Source organism: Oceanobacter kriegii DSM 6294 (assembly GCF_000422845.1).
GTDB lineage: Bacteria > Pseudomonadota > Gammaproteobacteria > Pseudomonadales > Oceanobacteraceae > Oceanobacter > Oceanobacter kriegii.
The window spans coordinates 308,571-325,548 of record NZ_AUGV01000003.1; the positions used below are offsets into that span (position 1 = coordinate 308,571).

Here is a 16,978-nt window from a genome sequence, read left to right on the forward strand (position 1 = left end):
GAAAGATGACTGACCGTTACGCTGTCGTCGGAAATCCGATCGGCCACAGTAAATCGCCGCAAATCCAGATGGCGTTTGCCGCTGAAACCGGCGAAGACATCCTCTACACCGCGCTGCTGTTCCCGGTTGATGGCTTTGAACGCGAAGCCCGCATGTTCTTTGAACACGGCGGCGGCAAGGGCATGAATGTCACTGTGCCGTTCAAGGAAGAGGCGTTTCGCTTTGCCGACAGTCACACCGAGAGGGCCAGCCGCGCCGGGGCCGTGAATACCCTAAAGCTGCTGGACGATGGCACCATTGTGGGTGACAACACCGACGGTGCCGGACTGGTCGCCGACCTGCATCGCTACAGTGTTTCGATGAAAAATCGCCGCATTCTGATTCTGGGCGCTGGTGGTGCCGTACGCGGGGTGTTGCAGCCGATTCTGTCCGAGCAACCGGCAGAGCTGGTGATTGCCAACCGTACCGTCAGCAAGGCACAGGCGTTGGCCGATGACTTTGCCGACCTGGGCACTCTCAAAGGCTGTGGCTTTGACGAGCTGGAAGGCACATTCGACCTGATCATCAACGGCACCTCGGCCAGTCTGGGCGGCGAACTGCCACCGTTGAAAGACTCGCTGGTGAACGCCGATACCGTTACCTACGACATGATGTATGGCGCTGACCTGACCGTTTTTAACGCCTGGGCGGTAGAGCGCGGTGTGGCACGTACCATTGACGGCCTTGGCATGCTGGTGGGACAGGCTGCAGAAGCCTTCCACGTGTGGCGTGGCAAGCGCCCGGACGTTGAGCCCGTGTTGGCCATGCTGCGTGGTGATCGTCGTCGTTAATCGCTGCTGATCACTGCAGAAAGAGAAACCAAAAAACCGGCTTTTGATGATTCAAAAGCCGGTTTTTTTATGGGCGTCGCAAGCGACGCCCAAACAGCGGTTACTTGAACTCGTACACCGTAGTGGTACCGGACACTTCGTTACCCACAATCAGCAGCGCGTTGCCGCTTGGGCTGTTGTCGGCGGACACAAAGGCCAGACCTTCCGGTGCCAGATCACCAGCGGCCGCAGCAGTCAGGTTGCCATCTTCGATTTCACCAATGTCGACCGAGAAGTCGCGGTTCAGCTCGTAGCTTACAAATTGAGGGGCAAACGGGTTGGTGATGTTGAACACCATGATGCCGCCCTGACGCTCCAGACCCACAAAGGCATAGGTGCTGCCGTTCACTTCGCCAATCGCCAGACCTTCAGGCTCAGGACCCTTGTTGTCGGAACGGTTGTCGATCTTGTTGTTGGTGTTGGAGGCGTTGAAGTAGTACGGCGTGGTATCGGCAACGATTTGCTCGATTTGATCACCGGAATCGAACACCAGTTCGCCTGCGGCGTTCCAGATTGAGAAGGAACGGCCGCCGTAGCTGTAGATAACGTCGGTATCGCCGTCGCCATCGGTGTCACCGTCAACAGCGGAAACGGTCAGGCCGCCAAGACCGGCGTCGGCGTCTTGCAGGGTGGCAATCTGGTCGCTGCTGAAAGCCGTGGTGTCGAGGGTCAGGTCGGCCAGATCGGACTCTTCGCTGAAGCCTGCGTAGTCACGGGCGTCGCCTTCGTTGGCGCTCACAATGTAGGTGTTGCCGTTGAAGCTGTAGGAAGAGATGGAGTCTGGCATGTACATGCCCATCAGCGGCTGTGGCTGAATGTTGGCAACCTTGTCTTCCTTGTTGGCATCCAGACCATTGCCTTGCAGGCTGTGATCCTTGTAGCCCAGCGCAACCACGTCGGTGACGCTGCCCGCAGCGATGTCGATAATCGCCAGCGCGTTGTTTTCCTGCAGCGCCACAAACGCGGTGCTGTTGTCTGCAGACACGGTGATGTATTCCGGTTCCAGATCCTGAGCAACGGTGGCACCGGGGCCAAAGATGCGAACGCCGTCGGCTTTCAGGTCGGCTTCACTGGCGTTAAAGGCACTGAAACCGGCGGTGGTGGCCGTGGCAGCTGGAACACCGTTGGTGATGGCAATGATGGAAACCGAGCCTTCCGGATCGACGCTGTAGTCGTCGTTTGGCTCACCTTCGTTGGCAACCAGTGCATAGGCACCGTCGTGGCTGAAGGTGATCATGTCCGGCAGGGCACCCACTTCCACAGCAGCGATGAAGGCCAGGGTGTCGGCGTTGTAGAAATAGGCGCGACCGTTGTCTTGCTTGGTATCGGCTTCTACCGCAACAGCCAGAATGCCATTGCTGACGGCAACGCTGTTGGCACCGCCAACGGTGAAATCGGCAACACCGGCATCCGCAGCAGTGATACTGGCCAGCTTGGTTGGTGCGGCTGGATCGTTCAGGTCCAGCACATCAACAACGGCGTCGCCGGAGTTCACCACAAACAGCTTGTTGGTGGTGGCGTCGAAGGCGACGATTTCAGCGCCGCCATCGTCGTAGATGCCAGACTCGTAACGGCCAATCTGAACCAGCTGGCCGCTGAAGCCGTTTTCGCCTGCGGCGCCTGTTGCTCCGGTTGAGCCCGTCGCTCCCGCTGCACCAGTCGCGCCTGTTGCACCGGTAGCGCCTTGTGCACCGTCATCACCATCCGAGCCACAGGCAGCCAATACAGACGCCATGGCAACGGCCAAGGCGGTTTTCTTCATCATGTCCAGCGTCATCCGAATACCCTCGCAATTATTCGCCTGTCGAACAGGCGTTTTAATAAATTGAGAAATATCGTATGACCGTTCAGTGACTGGTCATTGACACCTGCATGACAATCCAATGACGAATTCATGCGCTGTTTCAGCGCGTCGACAGCTAATGGGAAGGCTTTAGTGATAGTTTTATTGGTTGTATGAAAAACAACCTGACAATTCGGTCTTACCGATTGTTTGTGCGTGGGTATCTGGTTAGTGTTTGTAATCAGTTGTAATCGAATGGTCTCTTGCTGTGACTGCATCCAATCTCAAACATTGTTATCACACGCTGGGTCTGGAAGACGGAGCGAACGCGGAACAAGTACGACAGGCGTACCGGCGTCTCGTACGGGCGTTTCATCCCGACCACAACCCGCAAATGAGCACGGATGGCTTCAGTAAAATCCAGGACGCCTACACGCGTTTGATGGCCGCCGCCGGAGCGCAGCCAGAAACCGCCACGTCGGTTGTCGAGCCACCACAAGCGGCCTTGCCCAACCGTCGTAACCGTCGCCGGGGCACACCGGGCAACCGACGTTTTGAAACCATCATGGAAGATCAATACAAGGGCGTGAACATCCGCACGGATGCCTGACATAGGCCTGAACTCAGACAAGCCGCCAGCAATCAGTACCTGAACTGATAATATGGCAGCCACAAAAAACGGCGCTCAAGGCGCCGTTTTTGATATCGAAAGCAAAGCCGAACTCAGCTCTCAAATTCACCGTTGTGGTAGATTTCCTGCACGTCTTCCAGATCGTTGATCAGGCCAGCAAAACGCTCGAACTGGTCAACATCGTCACCGCTGATCGGGTGCGGCATCTGTGGCAGGTAGGTGATTTCTTCCACTTCAAAATCAATGCCTTCACGCCATTCGGTCAGTGCAGTTTTGGTTTTGAAGAATTCAGTTGGTGGAACCAGTACCGTCACCATGCCGTCTTCGCATTCGATGTCGGCTACGTCAACATCGGCTTCCAGCAGCACTTCCATGGATTCGTCTTCACTTTCGTCAGCAAATACGAACATTGCGCGGTGATCGAACATGTGGGAAACAGAACCCTGGGAGCCCAGTTTCGCCTTGCACTTGGAGAACACACCACGGATTTCGCCGAAGGTACGGTTCGGGTTGTCGGTCAGAGCGCTGATCAGCACCATGGCGCCGCCCGGTGCAATGCCTTCGTACAACGCTGGTTGGTAATCTTCACCGCCGGTACCGGAAGCCTTGTCGATGGCTTTTTCGATTACGTGAGTAGGAACCTGGTCCTTCTTGGCGCGATCGATCAGGGAGCGCAGTGCCAGGTTACCAGCCGGATCGGTACCGCCTGCTTTGGCGGTTACGTAGATTTCACGGCCGTACTTGGAGTAGACCTTGGTTTTTGCCGCGGCCGTTTTGGCCATGGATTCTTTACGGTTTTGAAACGCTCTGCCCATGGGAATCTGTCTTTTTGAATGCGGTTGGGAAAATAAACGGTCGGAATTGTACATCCCGAGGCTTCACTCTGTACAACCCAAGTCAGAGCAAGCGTGAATTAAAGCCAATTCAGGGCCCCTGACGCCATCAGTCGCGCCCCGGCTTACCTTCCAGATAGCGTTGGCGGAACAAACGGAAGTACGCCTGTAAGGCATCGGCGGCGCTATGGTCATGCAGTGCTCTCAACACCTCGATCGCCACTTCGGCGGTGCCGAGCTGATGTTCATGGAAGGCTTCGCGCAAGGCGTAGCCGCTGCTTTGTTGCGGCTGAATGCCGAGCACCGGCAGTTGGCTCAGCCAGTGGCTGCGGAACATTTTGCGGGCCTCGCGCCAGGTGCCGTCCAAAAACACCAATAACACGGTTTTGCCGTCTTGCTGTGCCTGTTGCTGAAAGCCGTCGATGGCTGGCTGGTCACTCAGGCTGCGCTCAGCCTCGGCGTACTGGCTGGGGAAAATAATCACCGGCGCGTAGTTGGGATTGCTCAGTAACGCCAGCAGCGCCGGGTCTGGCTCGGTGCGGCTCCACAGGTAGGCGTGGTTGTCGGCCAGTACATCAGCAATCAGGCGACCGCTGTTGCTGGGTTTGAACACCTCACCCTTGAAATACAGCAAACACACGGCGGTTTGGCCACACGCATCCGGCGTTTCCGAACAGATACACAGGGTTTCCGCCAGCAAGCAGTGATCGCAGCGTTGCAGTCTTGAGCCACGGGTAATGAACGGCCGTCGGGACTGGGCTTTTTCTTGTTGCCGCAATCGGTTAACGGCCGTGCTTTTTACAAGGTTATCAGGCATGGCGATGGTGTCTGGCTAAAAAACGTACAGGGGTGGTGTGCGATGGCGCTGCGGTATATCGGGGCTATATTGAATCAGTACAGATTCGCTATTTTGAAGTGAAAACCGACGTTTGGATAGCTTGGAAAGAGACCTGTGATGGGTCTTGGGCGGTCAGGGAGTTGTGTTGTTGAGCGGTTAATAATTACACTTCACGCTACAAAAAATTACATTCAGATTTTTAATTTTGTGAGGGGTGTCGATGAAAAGCGTTTTCGCTTATGTCATCGCATGGGTTCTGGTTGCCGGTATACCGTCTGTTCAGGCAGATCCGACGGACATTGAGCTGACCAACTTCGGTCAGACTCTGGTGTTGCGTCAGGAAAGCCCGGGGATTTATCGCGTACGCAGCAGCAAGCAGCGTGTGCGAGTGTCGAACCGTGCTGTATTAGGCACCAACCGGGACTTCGAACCCGACAAGCTGCTGGCCCAAGACTCCGTCATTAAAAGCCTGAAGCCGATTTTCAAGGGCCGCAAGCAATTCTGGCGGCTGGAGTTCCATGAGTTCGACAGCCTGCGCGAATGGCTGCCAAAACTGCAACAGCTGCCGGGCGTGCAATTGGTGCAGCCCGACATCATGCCGCTGGGCACACGATTTCATGCGCTGCCTCAGGAAGTCGACGAAGAAGAGCTGGCCAAGCGCGACAGCAGCAACCCTTATCGCATTCGGGCGCTGCCGTTTCTGTGGCAACGCACGCACGGTGAAGGGGTCACCATTGCCGTGATCGACGACGGCTTCGATTTACAGCACTCCCAGCTTCAGCACGTGCCCCTGCGGTTTGAATTTGATGCCGAAAACCGCCGCATGTCGGCCATACCGACCTCGTTGCAGGAATCCCATGGCACCCGGGTGGCGGGTATTCTGTTTGGTCGACAAGATCAGCGGGCACCGGAAGGCATTGCCCCCAATGCCGCCCTGATTGCCATTCGACAACCGGACAGCTGGACCTCGGACACCATCCTTTCCTTTCACCTGGCGGCGCTGGCCGGAGCCGATGTGGTGAATTGCAGCTGGACTTCGCCGATGCTGATGCAGCCAGTGGCCGAAGTGATTAACGAACTGGCCTTGCATGGCCGGGCAGGGCGCGGTTTGCCGATTGTATTCTCGGCTGGCAACGAGGGGCGTTTGATTCGTTCAGGCAGCACTGAAGCGGCGTTGGCCAACGCCATTGTGGTGGGTGCCTACAACGAGAGTTACGTGCAGCTGGACAGCAGTAATCATGGCCCCAGCATCGATTACCACGCCATTGGCCAAGCCATTGCCAGTACCGCCAACCAGAATGATTACCGTTTGTTGGATGGCACTTCGCTGGCCGCAGCGGTGGTGACGGGCACCATCGCCTTGTTGATGTCGACCGACGCCAACATCACCTTGCAGGAAATAGAGCTGCGTTTGAGCGATATTCTGCCCAAGCCGGTTCCGCCTATTTCTCTTCAACCAAATCCGGTCGAGTCCAACAACTAGCCCTGGCCAGCCAGCAGCTTGCGAATGGTGGCAAACAGCGAGTCGCGGTTCATGGGTTTGGTGATCACGGCGTTCATGCCCGCTGCCAGGCAAGTGAGCTGGTCGGACTCCAGCGCATTGGCGGTTAACGCGATGATGGGAATGGTTTGCCACTGCCACGACAGCTGACGAATAGCCCGGGTGGCTTCCAGCCCGTCCATCACAGGCATGTGCCAGTCCATCAATACGACGTCAAAGGTGCGCTGTTCGCACAGCTCCAGTGCCGCTTTGCCGTGGTGGGCGATGGTGACTTCCATCGACTCTTTTTCCAGCAGCTTGGTGGCGACGGTCTGGTTAATGATGTTGTCTTCCACCAACAGCACCTTGATTCCGGCCAGGCTGTCGCTGTGTTCGTCGAGTTGAGAAGTCGCGGTGCTGGATGTGTCTGGTTGTTGCTCTGCCACGTCCAGCTGAAACTCAAAGCGGAAGGTAGAGCCTTTGCCGAACTCGCTGTCGACCTCGATCCGGCCCTCCATCCGTTCCAGCAAATCCTTGCAGATTACCAGCCCCAAACCGGTGCCCTGATATTGCCGGGTGGTGGAATCGTCGACCTGGCTGAAAGCCTGAAACAGCCGGCCAATGTCTTCCTGACGAATGCCGATGCCGGTATCCGATACCTCGCCCTGTACCCGGATGGTGCCATCGCCTTGCTGTACCAGCCGCAACGCAATATCCACATGGCCAACATCGGTAAATTTGATGGCGTTGCCCGCCAGGTTTAGCAGCACCTGCTTGATGCGCCCGGCATCGCCAACCAGAGCGTCGGGTATTAATGGGTCCAGGTGACAGCTCATCACCAGCCCTTTGTTATGGGCGCTGACGTGCAACAGCTGGCTGACGTCGCTGCACAAGGCGCGCAGGGAAAACGGCCGGGATTCCATCCGCAGATGGCCGGAGTCGATGCGGGCATAATCCAGAATATCGCTGGTCAGGCGTGTCATGGCGTCGGTGGCGGAAGAAATCAGCCCACATAGTTCCGACTGTTCATTGCGGGAGTCGGCTTCAGCCATCAATTCGGTGGCCGAACGAATACCGTTCAGCGGCGTGCGCAGCTCGTGGCTCATGTTGGCCAGGAATGCGGTTTTTACCCGGTTGGCACGCTCGGCTTCTTCGGCTGCCTGCTGGGCCCGCTGTTCGGCGTGTTTAAGGTCCGTGATGTTGCGGGAAATACCAAAAATGTATTCCACATTGCCGTCGCTACCAAACACCGGCGACAGCAAGGTGCTCCAGTAGGTGATGGTATCGGCGGTGAATGTGTCTTCTTCTTCGTACTGGATGGGTTTGCGCTCGTCGACGCAGCGCTGGTAGTTGGGAGTGACGAAATTCCAGAAATCCGGCGGCAGAATACTGCGCAACGGCTTGCCGTTCATGTCGATGATGGACTGATCAACGGTGGAGGCTAGCGACTGATTGGTGCTCATGATGTAGTAGTCGTCAGGTTGCACCTTCAGAATGAACATATTATCGGGGGAGTTGTGCCAAAGCCCCCAGAACAGACTGGACTCCAGATCGAGCTGTGTTGGTTCCATATTCACCGCTGTTATCAAGACGTTGCGTTCAGGTCACTGAGTGTCCGATAGCCAAGGTCGTACGACTGGAGCTCAGGGAACTGGCTACTGAGCTGGGCGATGTCCTGCTGAACACGCGCCACCAACTGGCTGTTGCGCATCGCTGGTGCGCACGCCGTTCCCCAGATTTCGCACAGCTGTCCAGTGGCAATATCAGCGGTCGAAAGGGGTGAACCGGCGGTTTTGTCGCCGTGGGTTTCTACCAGCCGCAGATTGATGCAATCCGGTGCTAACACCCGCGGCTGTTGCTGCTGGACGTCCCAGGCAATCAGACTCTCGTTCTTATAGTAGACCCAGAACGCCGGCTTGGCTGTGCCGGACGAGCCTTGATCGACATTGTTGGCCTTGTCGCCATCCGCTGGTGCGGCACCTTCAAACACCAACTTACCCAGATCAAAACCGCCCACCGTATGGTTCTGAATGTCTGTCAGCGTGCCGCGGAACAACAAATAATGCTCGATCTGATTGGCGCTCAGTGCTGCTGAAAGCTGGCTGGCATCGGTATTTTTCAACAGCTGGTGGCCAATTTTCACCGCCTTGTGCAACGAACCCGTCACTAACGATGACTGAGCTGTGGCCAGCCACTCCGCCGACAACGGATAGCAACTGAGCCCGCCCACCTGCTGGTATTCTGGCCCGGACACAATCTGGCGGGCCTTGTCTTCCAGCTCGGTGGCCGACAGCGGCTCGGTGATCAGCTCGGAGTGATAGGGTTCGCCGGAATAACGGCAAAGGGCAGGGGGCGTACTGTTGTCTGAGCTGGTGTGTGTATCAGACGCCACCGCCGCCGGGCAAATGGCCTGTTGGGATAAATCCAGCAGGGTCTCGTTTAATTGCGGCACCGAACGGCCGGACGGGTCGGCATCGATCACCGCCAGCCCCGAACCCAGTTGTTCAGCCAGATAAAACGGAATCAGGCTGTTCACCGCACCAATCTCGATTGGCATCAGATAGCCGACCGACTGATGTTGCTGCTGCAAATACGCCCGCAGGGTTTTGCAGGCATTCACCGGCGCGGTATAGCCCAGCCCCTTCAACGCTGCATCGGGTGAACCCATATCGGCAGGCACCAACGCCAGTTGGCTGTGATCCAGCTGCTCCAAAGACACCAGCGGCACAGGCTGCTGCATCTTCTGCAAAAACGTCAGCGCCATGCTGATGGGACCACCACCGCCGGAAGCGCAGAAACAAGCGCCGTACACCAGTGCCTTGAGATCCTCGATGGTTAAAAGAGTCGCGTCTACCTGCTTCATAACCTCTCCCTGGTTGTTGTCGGTTCGTCTTCCGGTGTCTATGACCGTATGCATGTGCGTGTACGAAAACTGTTCTGAAAGACTAGCCGCTTTCCGGCGGGGTGTCATGGCGACCAAAGCCATATCAAAGCCAGTTCCCCTAATAACCTGCCTTCAGGACAAAACTCCTGTAGTGTCTGCCTCCGCTAACAAGAAGCACACTAACAAGAACCACGCCACCGACCACAAAAAGGCCACACCATGCGCACCATCAGCCAGGCACAGTTCCAACAGGACTACCGCCCCATGCCCAACCCGTTCAACAACAACGCCGACTACCACGGTTGGCTACTGGGTAAGGAAAACCCCGACTACCACCGCGTGATGACCTTTATGCAAGAAACCCCCGAACAGGTATGGACGCTGATTGAAAAGAAAGACGGCAGCCGCGTACTCAGCTGCGGCTTTACCACCGTACGGGCGATAGGCTACGTGGTAACGCAACTGGAGCCAGAGGGTGTGGTGGAGGTGGTTGATTAAACGGCAGGTGCTGCTAGACCAGGAGTATTCCCTCTAGCAAAGGCACCGCTATGAAAACGATCAACGACCGCGAATTTTTCGAACAATACCGGCCAATAACGAATCCTCTGGATAGCAACGCAGCCTATGGCGGCTGTTTGCTTGGCATTGCAGGTAAAGAATTTGAATTGGTAAAACAAGCGTTAGAAGCCGATCCACATTGTGTATGGACTTACTTGGACGGTGGTGAGGAATGGCCGACGCTCTGTAGTGGGTTCAGCGTTGTAAACCGGCTGGGTTATGTCATCACGGAAGTTGCTGCGGACGGGTTTGTTGAAGTGGTGGATGAGGACTAACGCTCTATGATTCCCAAAATGATTAACGACCAAGATATTCATACTGCACTTGGTCTGACGCTTGTTCACATGGTCGTCGATTATGTCGAAGACGGAGTTACCCATTGGCGTCGGCTTGATCCAACAGAGACGGAATTAGTTTCTGAAATAGTGGCTGCCTCGATATACGTGCAGATGCCTAATGGTTTGTCTTACGCGGCGTTTGATTTCGATCGAGAGACTTCGAATCAGTCGGTACGTTCGTTTGCGGAGTCTCTTTTGAACGACTTTCCATCTTTGCAAACTTGGGGGCTTAGGGACTTGCTGCTCTCTGACTTGGTATCAGATGGGTGGTGATTAATTGATATAACGTATTTTTTGATTCTTTTTTGAAACCTTATCGCTGTTACTATCTGTTTATTATTTAGGAGAGACAGATGGAACAGGGAATTTACGAGCAGCTCATTACAGAGTCGTTGAGAGAGTCGCTGCCTGCAACGGGCTTTTATGCCGGAGAACGAGACCTAGACAAAGAAGAAGCTGCGTTATGGCTCGCTCGTTTTTTAACTCACCTGCTAACGATCGCGTTGGACGAGCTGCCTCCCGCCAAGAATCCTGTTCAAGCAAAGTTGGAGTTTGCCAATCAGTTGATTGGCTGGGTTGCTCAGCAAGTCAAAGACCCTTCTGTCGTAAGTGGCAACCTGCTGGATATGCAGGGGAAAATCTTGACGGCATTTCTACAAGAGCAGAATCCTGTCGCGGCCAATCTTAAAAATCACGTTGATCGTATAACGCCGTTAACAGGGCTTTCAGAAAGCGAGTTGTTTTGCGGTAGTAACGCGGAACTGTCACTCGATGGCGAAATAAAGCGAGAGATTCTATCTGCCGATGAAATTTACTTGCTGGTTTCCTTCATCAAATGGACCGGCATTCGAATCTTCAAAGACGAGCTAGAGGAATTCACGAAATCTGGCCGTAAGCTCAAAGTCATTACGACGTCCTACATGGGGGCGACGGATTACAAAGCAATCCAATTTCTGTCTTCGCTGCCCAATACAGAAATCAAGCTGAGCTACAACACCCAGCGAGAGCGACTCCACGCGAAGTCTTATATGTTCAAGCGCAAAACGGGCTTCCACACGGGCTATATTGGCTCTTCAAATCTATCCCACTCAGCGTTGACCAGTGGCTTGGAGTGGAACCTTAAAATTACCTCGAAAGAAATCCCGCATATTCTGGATAAATCTCTGAACACGTTTGAGGTGTACTGGAATTCCAAAGACTTTGAGCCGTATGACGGCTCGGAGCCTTGTCAGCAAAAATTGCGTCAGGCGCTTCGCGCTGAACGAGGCAGCAGCGAAGACAACGGCCCTGACATCTACTTCGACATCACGCCATTTCCGCATCAGAAAGAAATCTTAGAAAAGCTCGATGTAGAACGGGTGGTTCATAGTCGTAAACGTAATTTAGTTGTTGCAGCGACTGGCACCGGAAAAACCCTGATATCGGCGTTTGATTTTGCGCGTTATGTAAAACAGCACCCGGCGGCCAAATTTCTGTTTGTTGCGCATCGACAAGAAATTCTGAAACAGGCGCTAGCGAGTTATCGCGCTGTTCTAAGAGATCGCAAGTGGGGTGACTTGTGGCATTCGGGGCAAACCCCTGAATCATACGAGCAGCTGTTTGTAATGGTACAAACGCTGAACAATGCACTCGCCAATGAGCAGCTAAATCTTTCCACCGATTACTACGACTTTATCGTGATTGATGAGGTCCATCATGTCGCAGCTAGCTCATACCGAAAAATATTGGAGCACTTCAGCCCTGATATTCTGCTCGGCCTGACAGCGACGCCAGAGCGCCAAGATGGCGAGAATATATTGGCCGATTTTGATCATCGGGTCGCGGCTGAAATTCGCCTACCTGAAGCCGTCAATCAGCGCTTACTGTCACCGTTCCATTACTTCATGATCCACGATGATGTAAGCCTAACGGCTGTTCCATGGAAGCAGGGAAAATACGAGCAAGCAGAGTTGAGCCGGCTTTATCGTGAACACCCTGAACGGATTCAGAAAATTATCGCGACCATGGAAGAGTTACTGACGGACCTATCGAGTTTCAAAGCGTTAGCATTCTGCGTTGACCAAAGCCATGCGGAATTCACGACTGAGCAATTCAAGCAAAGAGGTTTTAAAGCAGCTGTTCTAACGTCTGCAAACAGTTCTGATCGTGACCAACTTCGTGCTGAGCTGCGCAGTGGCGCCATCAACATTTTGTGCGTTGTCGATATGTTCAATGAAGGTGTCGATATTCCCGAGGTTGATACCTTGTTGTTTTTGCGTCCTACGGAATCTTTAACTGTTTTCTTGCAGCAATTAGGCCGAGGGCTACGCCTTAAAGAAGGCAAAGACAGCTGCACTGTGCTCGATTTCGTTGGGCAGTCGCGCGCGGAGTACGACTTCGCTTCTCGCCTGCGGGCTTTGGTCGGAAAAACTCAGACGTCGATCAAATCAGAAGTTGAAGATGGTTTCCCACATTTACCGGCAGGCTGTCAGCTGCAAATTGACAAGCAAACGCAGGAGCAAGTGCTGAAGAATATTTCTGCTGCCGTTTTGAACCTCAATGGCTTGCGGAAGTTGATTCGTAATTTCCCGCATCAGACGAACTTAGAACCAACACTCGAAAATTTTCTGACGATCAACCCTCAGGTACAGCTAGAGGATATTTATCGATTGAAGGTTGGCAATCTTCGAGGTTGGAGTGCATTAGTCGAAAGTGCCTTGAATGAAGTGAACGAACCTTCAGCAAGCGATGAGCTAGTAGCCGCATATGGGCGTGCTATTTACTCGCATCTTATGGTCTGCACCAGTCTGGATTACCTTCAATTCTTACAACGCTTGTGTCGTTCTAACTTCCGTATGCCATTGGAAACAGAAGATGAGCAAGCATATGGGCTGATGACACATTACGCCTTCTGGGAAAAATCGGGCTCTGAAGGTGGTTTTGATTCGCTAGAAAGCAGCTTATCTGCCTTGGCCAATAAACCTTTGCAGCAAGAGCTGACGACGGTTCTGAAGCACCTTATAGAACAAATGGATCACGTCGAGCAGTCACCGATGACAGCTTATGATGCCCCACTTAAGGTTCATAGCCGCTACACCCGTGAGCAAATATTGGCGGGCTTCTCTGCTTCTACATTTGAGAAAAAATCGACCTCCCGCGAAGGACGTTTAGCCATCAAAGATAGCGATGTTGAGCTGATGTTTGTGACTTTGGAAAAATCCGAAAAACACTTCTCTCCTGCTGTGATGTACCACGATTACGCCGTCACAGAAACGCTATTCCATTGGCAAACGCAGAACAGTGCACGGCCAGATAAAGGAGTAGGTTTAAGCTATATAAATCAAAAAGTTAACGGAAAGAAATGCGTGCTGTTCGTTCGTGAAAGGGCAAAAGGCATTGATGGCCGTACCATGGGGTTCGTGAATTTGGGCTGTGTGAATTACGTGGCTCACACAGGCTCGCAACCAATGAATATTACATGGGAACTGGAGCAGCCCATGCCTGCCTTTATGTGGAAAGCTGCTGCGAAATTATCCCAAGGATAGATAAAGTGGTTGGTTACACAGCTAATGTATGAATCTTGCGGGCCAGCGGCCCGCGCTCCCAGGGTTACAGATTTACTGTATATCTCGTACTCCTACCTCCACCCGGCAGTTTTTCGATACAGCCCTTGTCGAGTAAGTCGGCAAGGTGTCGGGTGGCGGTGGCTTTACTCACCTTGGCGACCTTTTGGTATTGGCCTGCACTGATTCCATCCTCAAAGCCGTTTTCGCCGCCATCTAGCAGGCGGTTGAGTACCTTGATCTGTTCCTTGCTTAACCCGGCATCGTGGAACCGCTGCCAAAAGCGGGTTTTGGCCAGTGTGCGGTCGATGTGTTGTTGTGCCTGGCTAATGGTGTGGTCGAGGGTTTGCAGGAACCAGAGTATCCACTTCGTTATATCCAGATCGCCACGCTGGGTATTTTCCAGTATCTCGTAGTAGCTGGCGCGGCGTTCCAGTATCGCAACAGACATGGCGTACAGGCGAATGCCTTGCTCGTCGGCCTGAGCCAGTACCATATCGGTCAGTACGCGAGTGATACGACCGTTACCGTCATCGAACGGGTGCAAGGTGACAAACCACAGGTGTACTAATGCAGCGCGCAGTAGCGGGTCAAGCAGGGCATCTGCACTGCTGCTGTTGAACCAGTCGATAAAACGTTCGACTTCGTTTGTCAGTACATCACGGGGCGGTGCTTCAAAATGGACGGTGGGATTGTCCTCGCGGCCTGACACCACCTGCATTGGGCTATCACCACGCAATTCGCCGATGTGTTCAGGACGGCTGAGGATCATGGTTTCCGGGGCCGGAAACAGCCAGTGGTGCCATTGGAACAGGCGTTCAAGGGTCAGTGGTGTGTGTGCCTGATGAATGGCGTCGACCATGATCTGGGCAATGCCTTCGGACTGCTCGCTTACCGGGGAGGGTTGCTGTTCATCCACACCGATGCGGCGGGCCAGTGACGATCGTACAGAGCGCGCGTCGAGCTTTTCACCTTCAATCGCGGATGACGACAGCACGTTGGCAAGCAAGGTATCCAGTGATTGAGCCGGGTTGGTTTGCTCGCCGGTTTTGCCAATCAGGACGCCGATGTTCATGCGCACGCTTCTAAGCAGGGGCTGAACTTGCTGTTCATCCCAGTGGAAGTCGGGCCAGTTGCTGTGTTGCCAGATCCAGTGTGTTTGCATGAGTATCGAGTGTTTTTTGAACGATGAGCCGAATAATGTGGTTATTCGGCTCAATAATCAAGCCGAATAGAGTGGCTATTCGGCTCATACCCACTCATCTGCCTTTCTTTTCTCTCTTCTATCCGCCCTTCTTTTTCTCGAATCCCGTTACGTATTTTGCATTTCTGTGTTTGAGATTGGTTCTTGTCTATCACGGGGTTCTGTCAGCCTTTATGATCGCTGTGGTCTATTGAGGAGAGTGTTATGTACACGGATGAAGATCTGGAGTCGGCGGTTCAGCAGGGGGTGTTTAATCGTCAGGCGGTTGAGCGTTTTCGCGGCATGGTGGAGCAGCGGCGGGCGACGCCGCATGTGGATGAGGAGAGCTTTCGTCTGCTGACGGGCTTTAACGATATTTTTGTGGTGATTGCCTGCACGGTGGTGTTGGTGTCGCTGTGGATGCTGATGTCCGGGGATATTGTTCCCGGTTTGGCGGTGGCGGCGGCGTCCTGGGGGCTGTCGGAGTATTTTGTACGTCGCCGTCGTATGGCGTTGCCAGCGGTGGCTTTGTTGATCAGCTATGTGGCGGGGCTGGGGCATGTTCTGGTGTTTGGCGCTTTGACTGCGGCGGAAGTCCGTGAGTCAGATTTGTATGGCAGTGCCGGGCTGTTGCTGATGGCGCTGTTGGTGGGACTGCATTGGTGGCGTTTTCGGGTGCCGGTGACTATTGCGGCGTTAACCGCGACGGTGATGGGGTTTTTGCTGAGTCTGGTGGTGGAGTATTGGCCGGAGTCCTGGCTGTGGAGTTTGTTCTTGCTGGCGGGTGTCGCGACCTTTGCGTTTGCGATGTGGTGGGATCTGTCGGATCGCCAGCGTTTGAGTTATCGCTCGGATGTGGCTTTCTGGCTGCATTTGCTGTCGGCTCCTTTGATTGTTCACCCGTTGTTTATGGGCGTGCAGATGGTTGGTGAAAGCGCAGACAGTTTGGCGTCCTGGCTGGTGGTGGGTATTTATTTGCTGCTGGTGTGGCTGTCGCTGGTGATTGATCGCCGGGCCTTTATGGTGTCGTCGTTGGCGTATGTGATTTTTGCGTTTTACACCTTGTTTGAAGGGGTGTACCAGTCCAGCGAGGCGGGCTATGCAGTGGTGGGTTTGCTGCTGGGCTCGGCGTTGTTGTTGCTGTCGGCGTGGTGGCAGGTGGCGCGTCGTTGGTCGTTGCAGTGGTTGCCCGGGCATGTGCAGGCTCGTTTGCCTTAATTGAGAGGAGATGAGCCGGTGTGCCGTGGCTTTGATGTAATACGCGTTCCGCTATTACATCCTACGATACTGCATGGCTGTGGGAGGTAGCTTGCTGCCGATGGTCTTTTCGCGAGCAAGCTCGCTCCCACATTTGCCAGGTGCTATCGGGCTGCAGGCGCTGGCTTGCTAAATGCGCGCTACTGGTTCTGATGTAATACGCGTTCCGCTATTACATCCTACGATTCTGCATGGTTGTGGGAGGAAGCTTGCTGCCGATGGTCATTCCGCTTGTTCGCTGGTGGCCAGCTTTTTCATGATTTCGCAGTTCGATACGGTGTCGTTGTGGCAGCCTGTGGATAACGCTTTGAGCGTGGCTTCCAGCTGTTGAAGTTCTTCCAGCCGATGCTGCACTTCCACCAGTTGGTTGCGGATGATGCGGTCAACTTCTTCGCAGGGGGCGGCGGCGTCCGATTTCAGTTGCACCAGGCGTTTCATGTCGGCCAGTGGTATGTGCAGGGCTTTGCAGCGCCGGATAAATACCAGTCGTTCAATATCGCTGTCGCCGTAGCTGCGGTAGCCGTTTTCTCCGCGTTTGGCCTCGGGCAGCAGGCCGATCTGTTCGTAGTAGCGGATGGTTTGGCTGCTGATGCCGGTTTGTTTGGCGAGTTGCTGGATTTTCATATCGCTCTCATGGGCTTGGTTCTGTGCTGTGTGATTCAGGCCGCTGGAAATAAATCCCGTGGGCGGTCAGGAAAATGCGAGGCCGACCCGATCCATGCCAAGGATTGATTGAAAAATACTCTCATTTGGGGTGAATTCCCCCCTTTTTCGGTTTAATG

The 16,978-nt window shown here is 54.2% G+C and carries 15 protein-coding genes; 8 read left to right on the forward strand and 7 right to left on the reverse strand.

What is annotated here, in order from left to right:
- The first annotated feature begins 5 nt into the window (after positions 1–5).
- Positions 6–830 carry a shikimate dehydrogenase gene (aroE, locus tag G516_RS0101370; protein WP_028292130.1) on the forward strand — a complete coding sequence of 275 codons (825 nt, stop codon included), beginning with the start codon at positions 6–8 and terminating at the stop codon, positions 828–830.
- A gap of 100 nt (positions 831–930) precedes the next feature.
- On the opposite strand, the gene G516_RS0101375 is transcribed toward aroE, so the two are convergent.
- Complete coding sequence (locus G516_RS0101375) at positions 931–2,646, reverse strand: choice-of-anchor I family protein (RefSeq protein WP_211225041.1); 1,716 nt, start codon at positions 2,644–2,646, stop codon at positions 931–933.
- A 274-nt stretch (positions 2,647–2,920) separates the two neighbouring features.
- Here G516_RS0101375 and G516_RS24230 point away from each other — a divergent pair, with 274 nt between their 5' ends.
- Positions 2,921–3,262, forward strand: coding sequence for a J domain-containing protein (locus G516_RS24230; RefSeq protein WP_169449485.1), 342 nt, complete (start codon positions 2,921–2,923; stop codon positions 3,260–3,262).
- 113 nt (positions 3,263–3,375) lie between these two features.
- Here the strand turns inward: G516_RS24230 and G516_RS0101385 are convergent, their stop codons facing one another.
- A complete protein-coding gene (locus G516_RS0101385; protein ID WP_028292133.1) occupies positions 3,376–4,098 on the reverse strand; it encodes a YebC/PmpR family DNA-binding transcriptional regulator in 723 nt (240 codons plus the stop codon).
- A 127-nt stretch (positions 4,099–4,225) separates the two neighbouring features.
- Entirely contained in the window at positions 4,226–4,933 is a 708-nt protein-coding gene (locus tag G516_RS0101390; protein ID WP_036533769.1) for a tRNA-uridine aminocarboxypropyltransferase, read from the reverse strand.
- A 241-nt stretch (positions 4,934–5,174) separates the two neighbouring features.
- Between G516_RS0101390 and G516_RS0101395 the strand changes: the two genes are divergently transcribed.
- Positions 5,175–6,437: a S8 family peptidase gene (locus G516_RS0101395; protein ID WP_028292135.1), complete on the forward strand. Its 1,263-nt coding sequence runs from the start codon at positions 5,175–5,177 to the stop codon at positions 6,435–6,437.
- Here the strand turns inward: G516_RS0101395 and G516_RS20585 are convergent.
- Together G516_RS20585 and G516_RS0101405 are read right to left on the reverse strand one after the other, a co-directional pair.
- On the reverse strand, positions 6,434–8,005 hold the full coding sequence (locus G516_RS20585) for an ATP-binding protein (RefSeq protein WP_051218819.1): 1,572 nt from the start codon (positions 8,003–8,005) through the stop codon (positions 6,434–6,436). The two genes, G516_RS0101395 and G516_RS20585, sit on opposite strands and share 4 nt — an antisense overlap.
- A gap of 14 nt (positions 8,006–8,019) precedes the next feature.
- Positions 8,020–9,297, reverse strand: coding sequence for a DUF917 domain-containing protein (locus G516_RS0101405; RefSeq protein WP_028292136.1), 1,278 nt, complete (start codon positions 9,295–9,297; stop codon positions 8,020–8,022).
- Between the two features lie 240 nt (positions 9,298–9,537).
- Between G516_RS0101405 and G516_RS0101410 the strand changes: the two genes are divergently transcribed.
- From G516_RS0101410 to G516_RS0101425, 4 genes are all read left to right on the forward strand, one after another.
- The gene (locus G516_RS0101410) at positions 9,538–9,816 is read left to right on the forward strand and encodes a hypothetical protein (RefSeq protein WP_028292137.1); all 279 of its coding nucleotides are present in this window, start codon (positions 9,538–9,540) and stop codon (positions 9,814–9,816) included.
- A 50-nt stretch (positions 9,817–9,866) separates the two neighbouring features.
- Entirely contained in the window at positions 9,867–10,151 is a 285-nt protein-coding gene (locus G516_RS0101415) for a hypothetical protein (RefSeq protein WP_028292138.1), read from the forward strand.
- A 6-nt stretch (positions 10,152–10,157) separates the two neighbouring features.
- Complete coding sequence (locus G516_RS0101420) at positions 10,158–10,487, forward strand: hypothetical protein (protein ID WP_028292139.1); 330 nt, start codon at positions 10,158–10,160, stop codon at positions 10,485–10,487.
- Between the two features lie 80 nt (positions 10,488–10,567).
- Entirely contained in the window at positions 10,568–13,738 is a 3,171-nt protein-coding gene (locus G516_RS0101425; protein WP_028292140.1) for a DUF3427 domain-containing protein, read from the forward strand.
- Between the two features lie 64 nt (positions 13,739–13,802).
- Here G516_RS0101425 and G516_RS0101430 read toward each other — a convergent pair whose 3' ends face one another.
- Positions 13,803–14,921: a Fic family protein gene (locus G516_RS0101430; protein ID WP_028292141.1), complete on the reverse strand. Its 1,119-nt coding sequence runs from the start codon at positions 14,919–14,921 to the stop codon at positions 13,803–13,805.
- Between the two features lie 243 nt (positions 14,922–15,164).
- On the opposite strand from G516_RS0101430, the gene G516_RS0101435 reads away from it, so the two are divergent.
- Positions 15,165–16,157, forward strand: a complete 993-nt coding sequence (locus G516_RS0101435) for a hypothetical protein (RefSeq protein WP_028292142.1) — start codon at positions 15,165–15,167, stop codon at positions 16,155–16,157.
- A 261-nt stretch (positions 16,158–16,418) separates the two neighbouring features.
- On the opposite strand, the gene G516_RS0101440 is transcribed toward G516_RS0101435, so the two are convergent.
- Entirely contained in the window at positions 16,419–16,820 is a 402-nt protein-coding gene (locus tag G516_RS0101440) for a Cd(II)/Pb(II)-responsive transcriptional regulator (RefSeq protein WP_028292143.1), read from the reverse strand.
- Positions 16,821–16,978 lie beyond the last annotated feature (158 nt).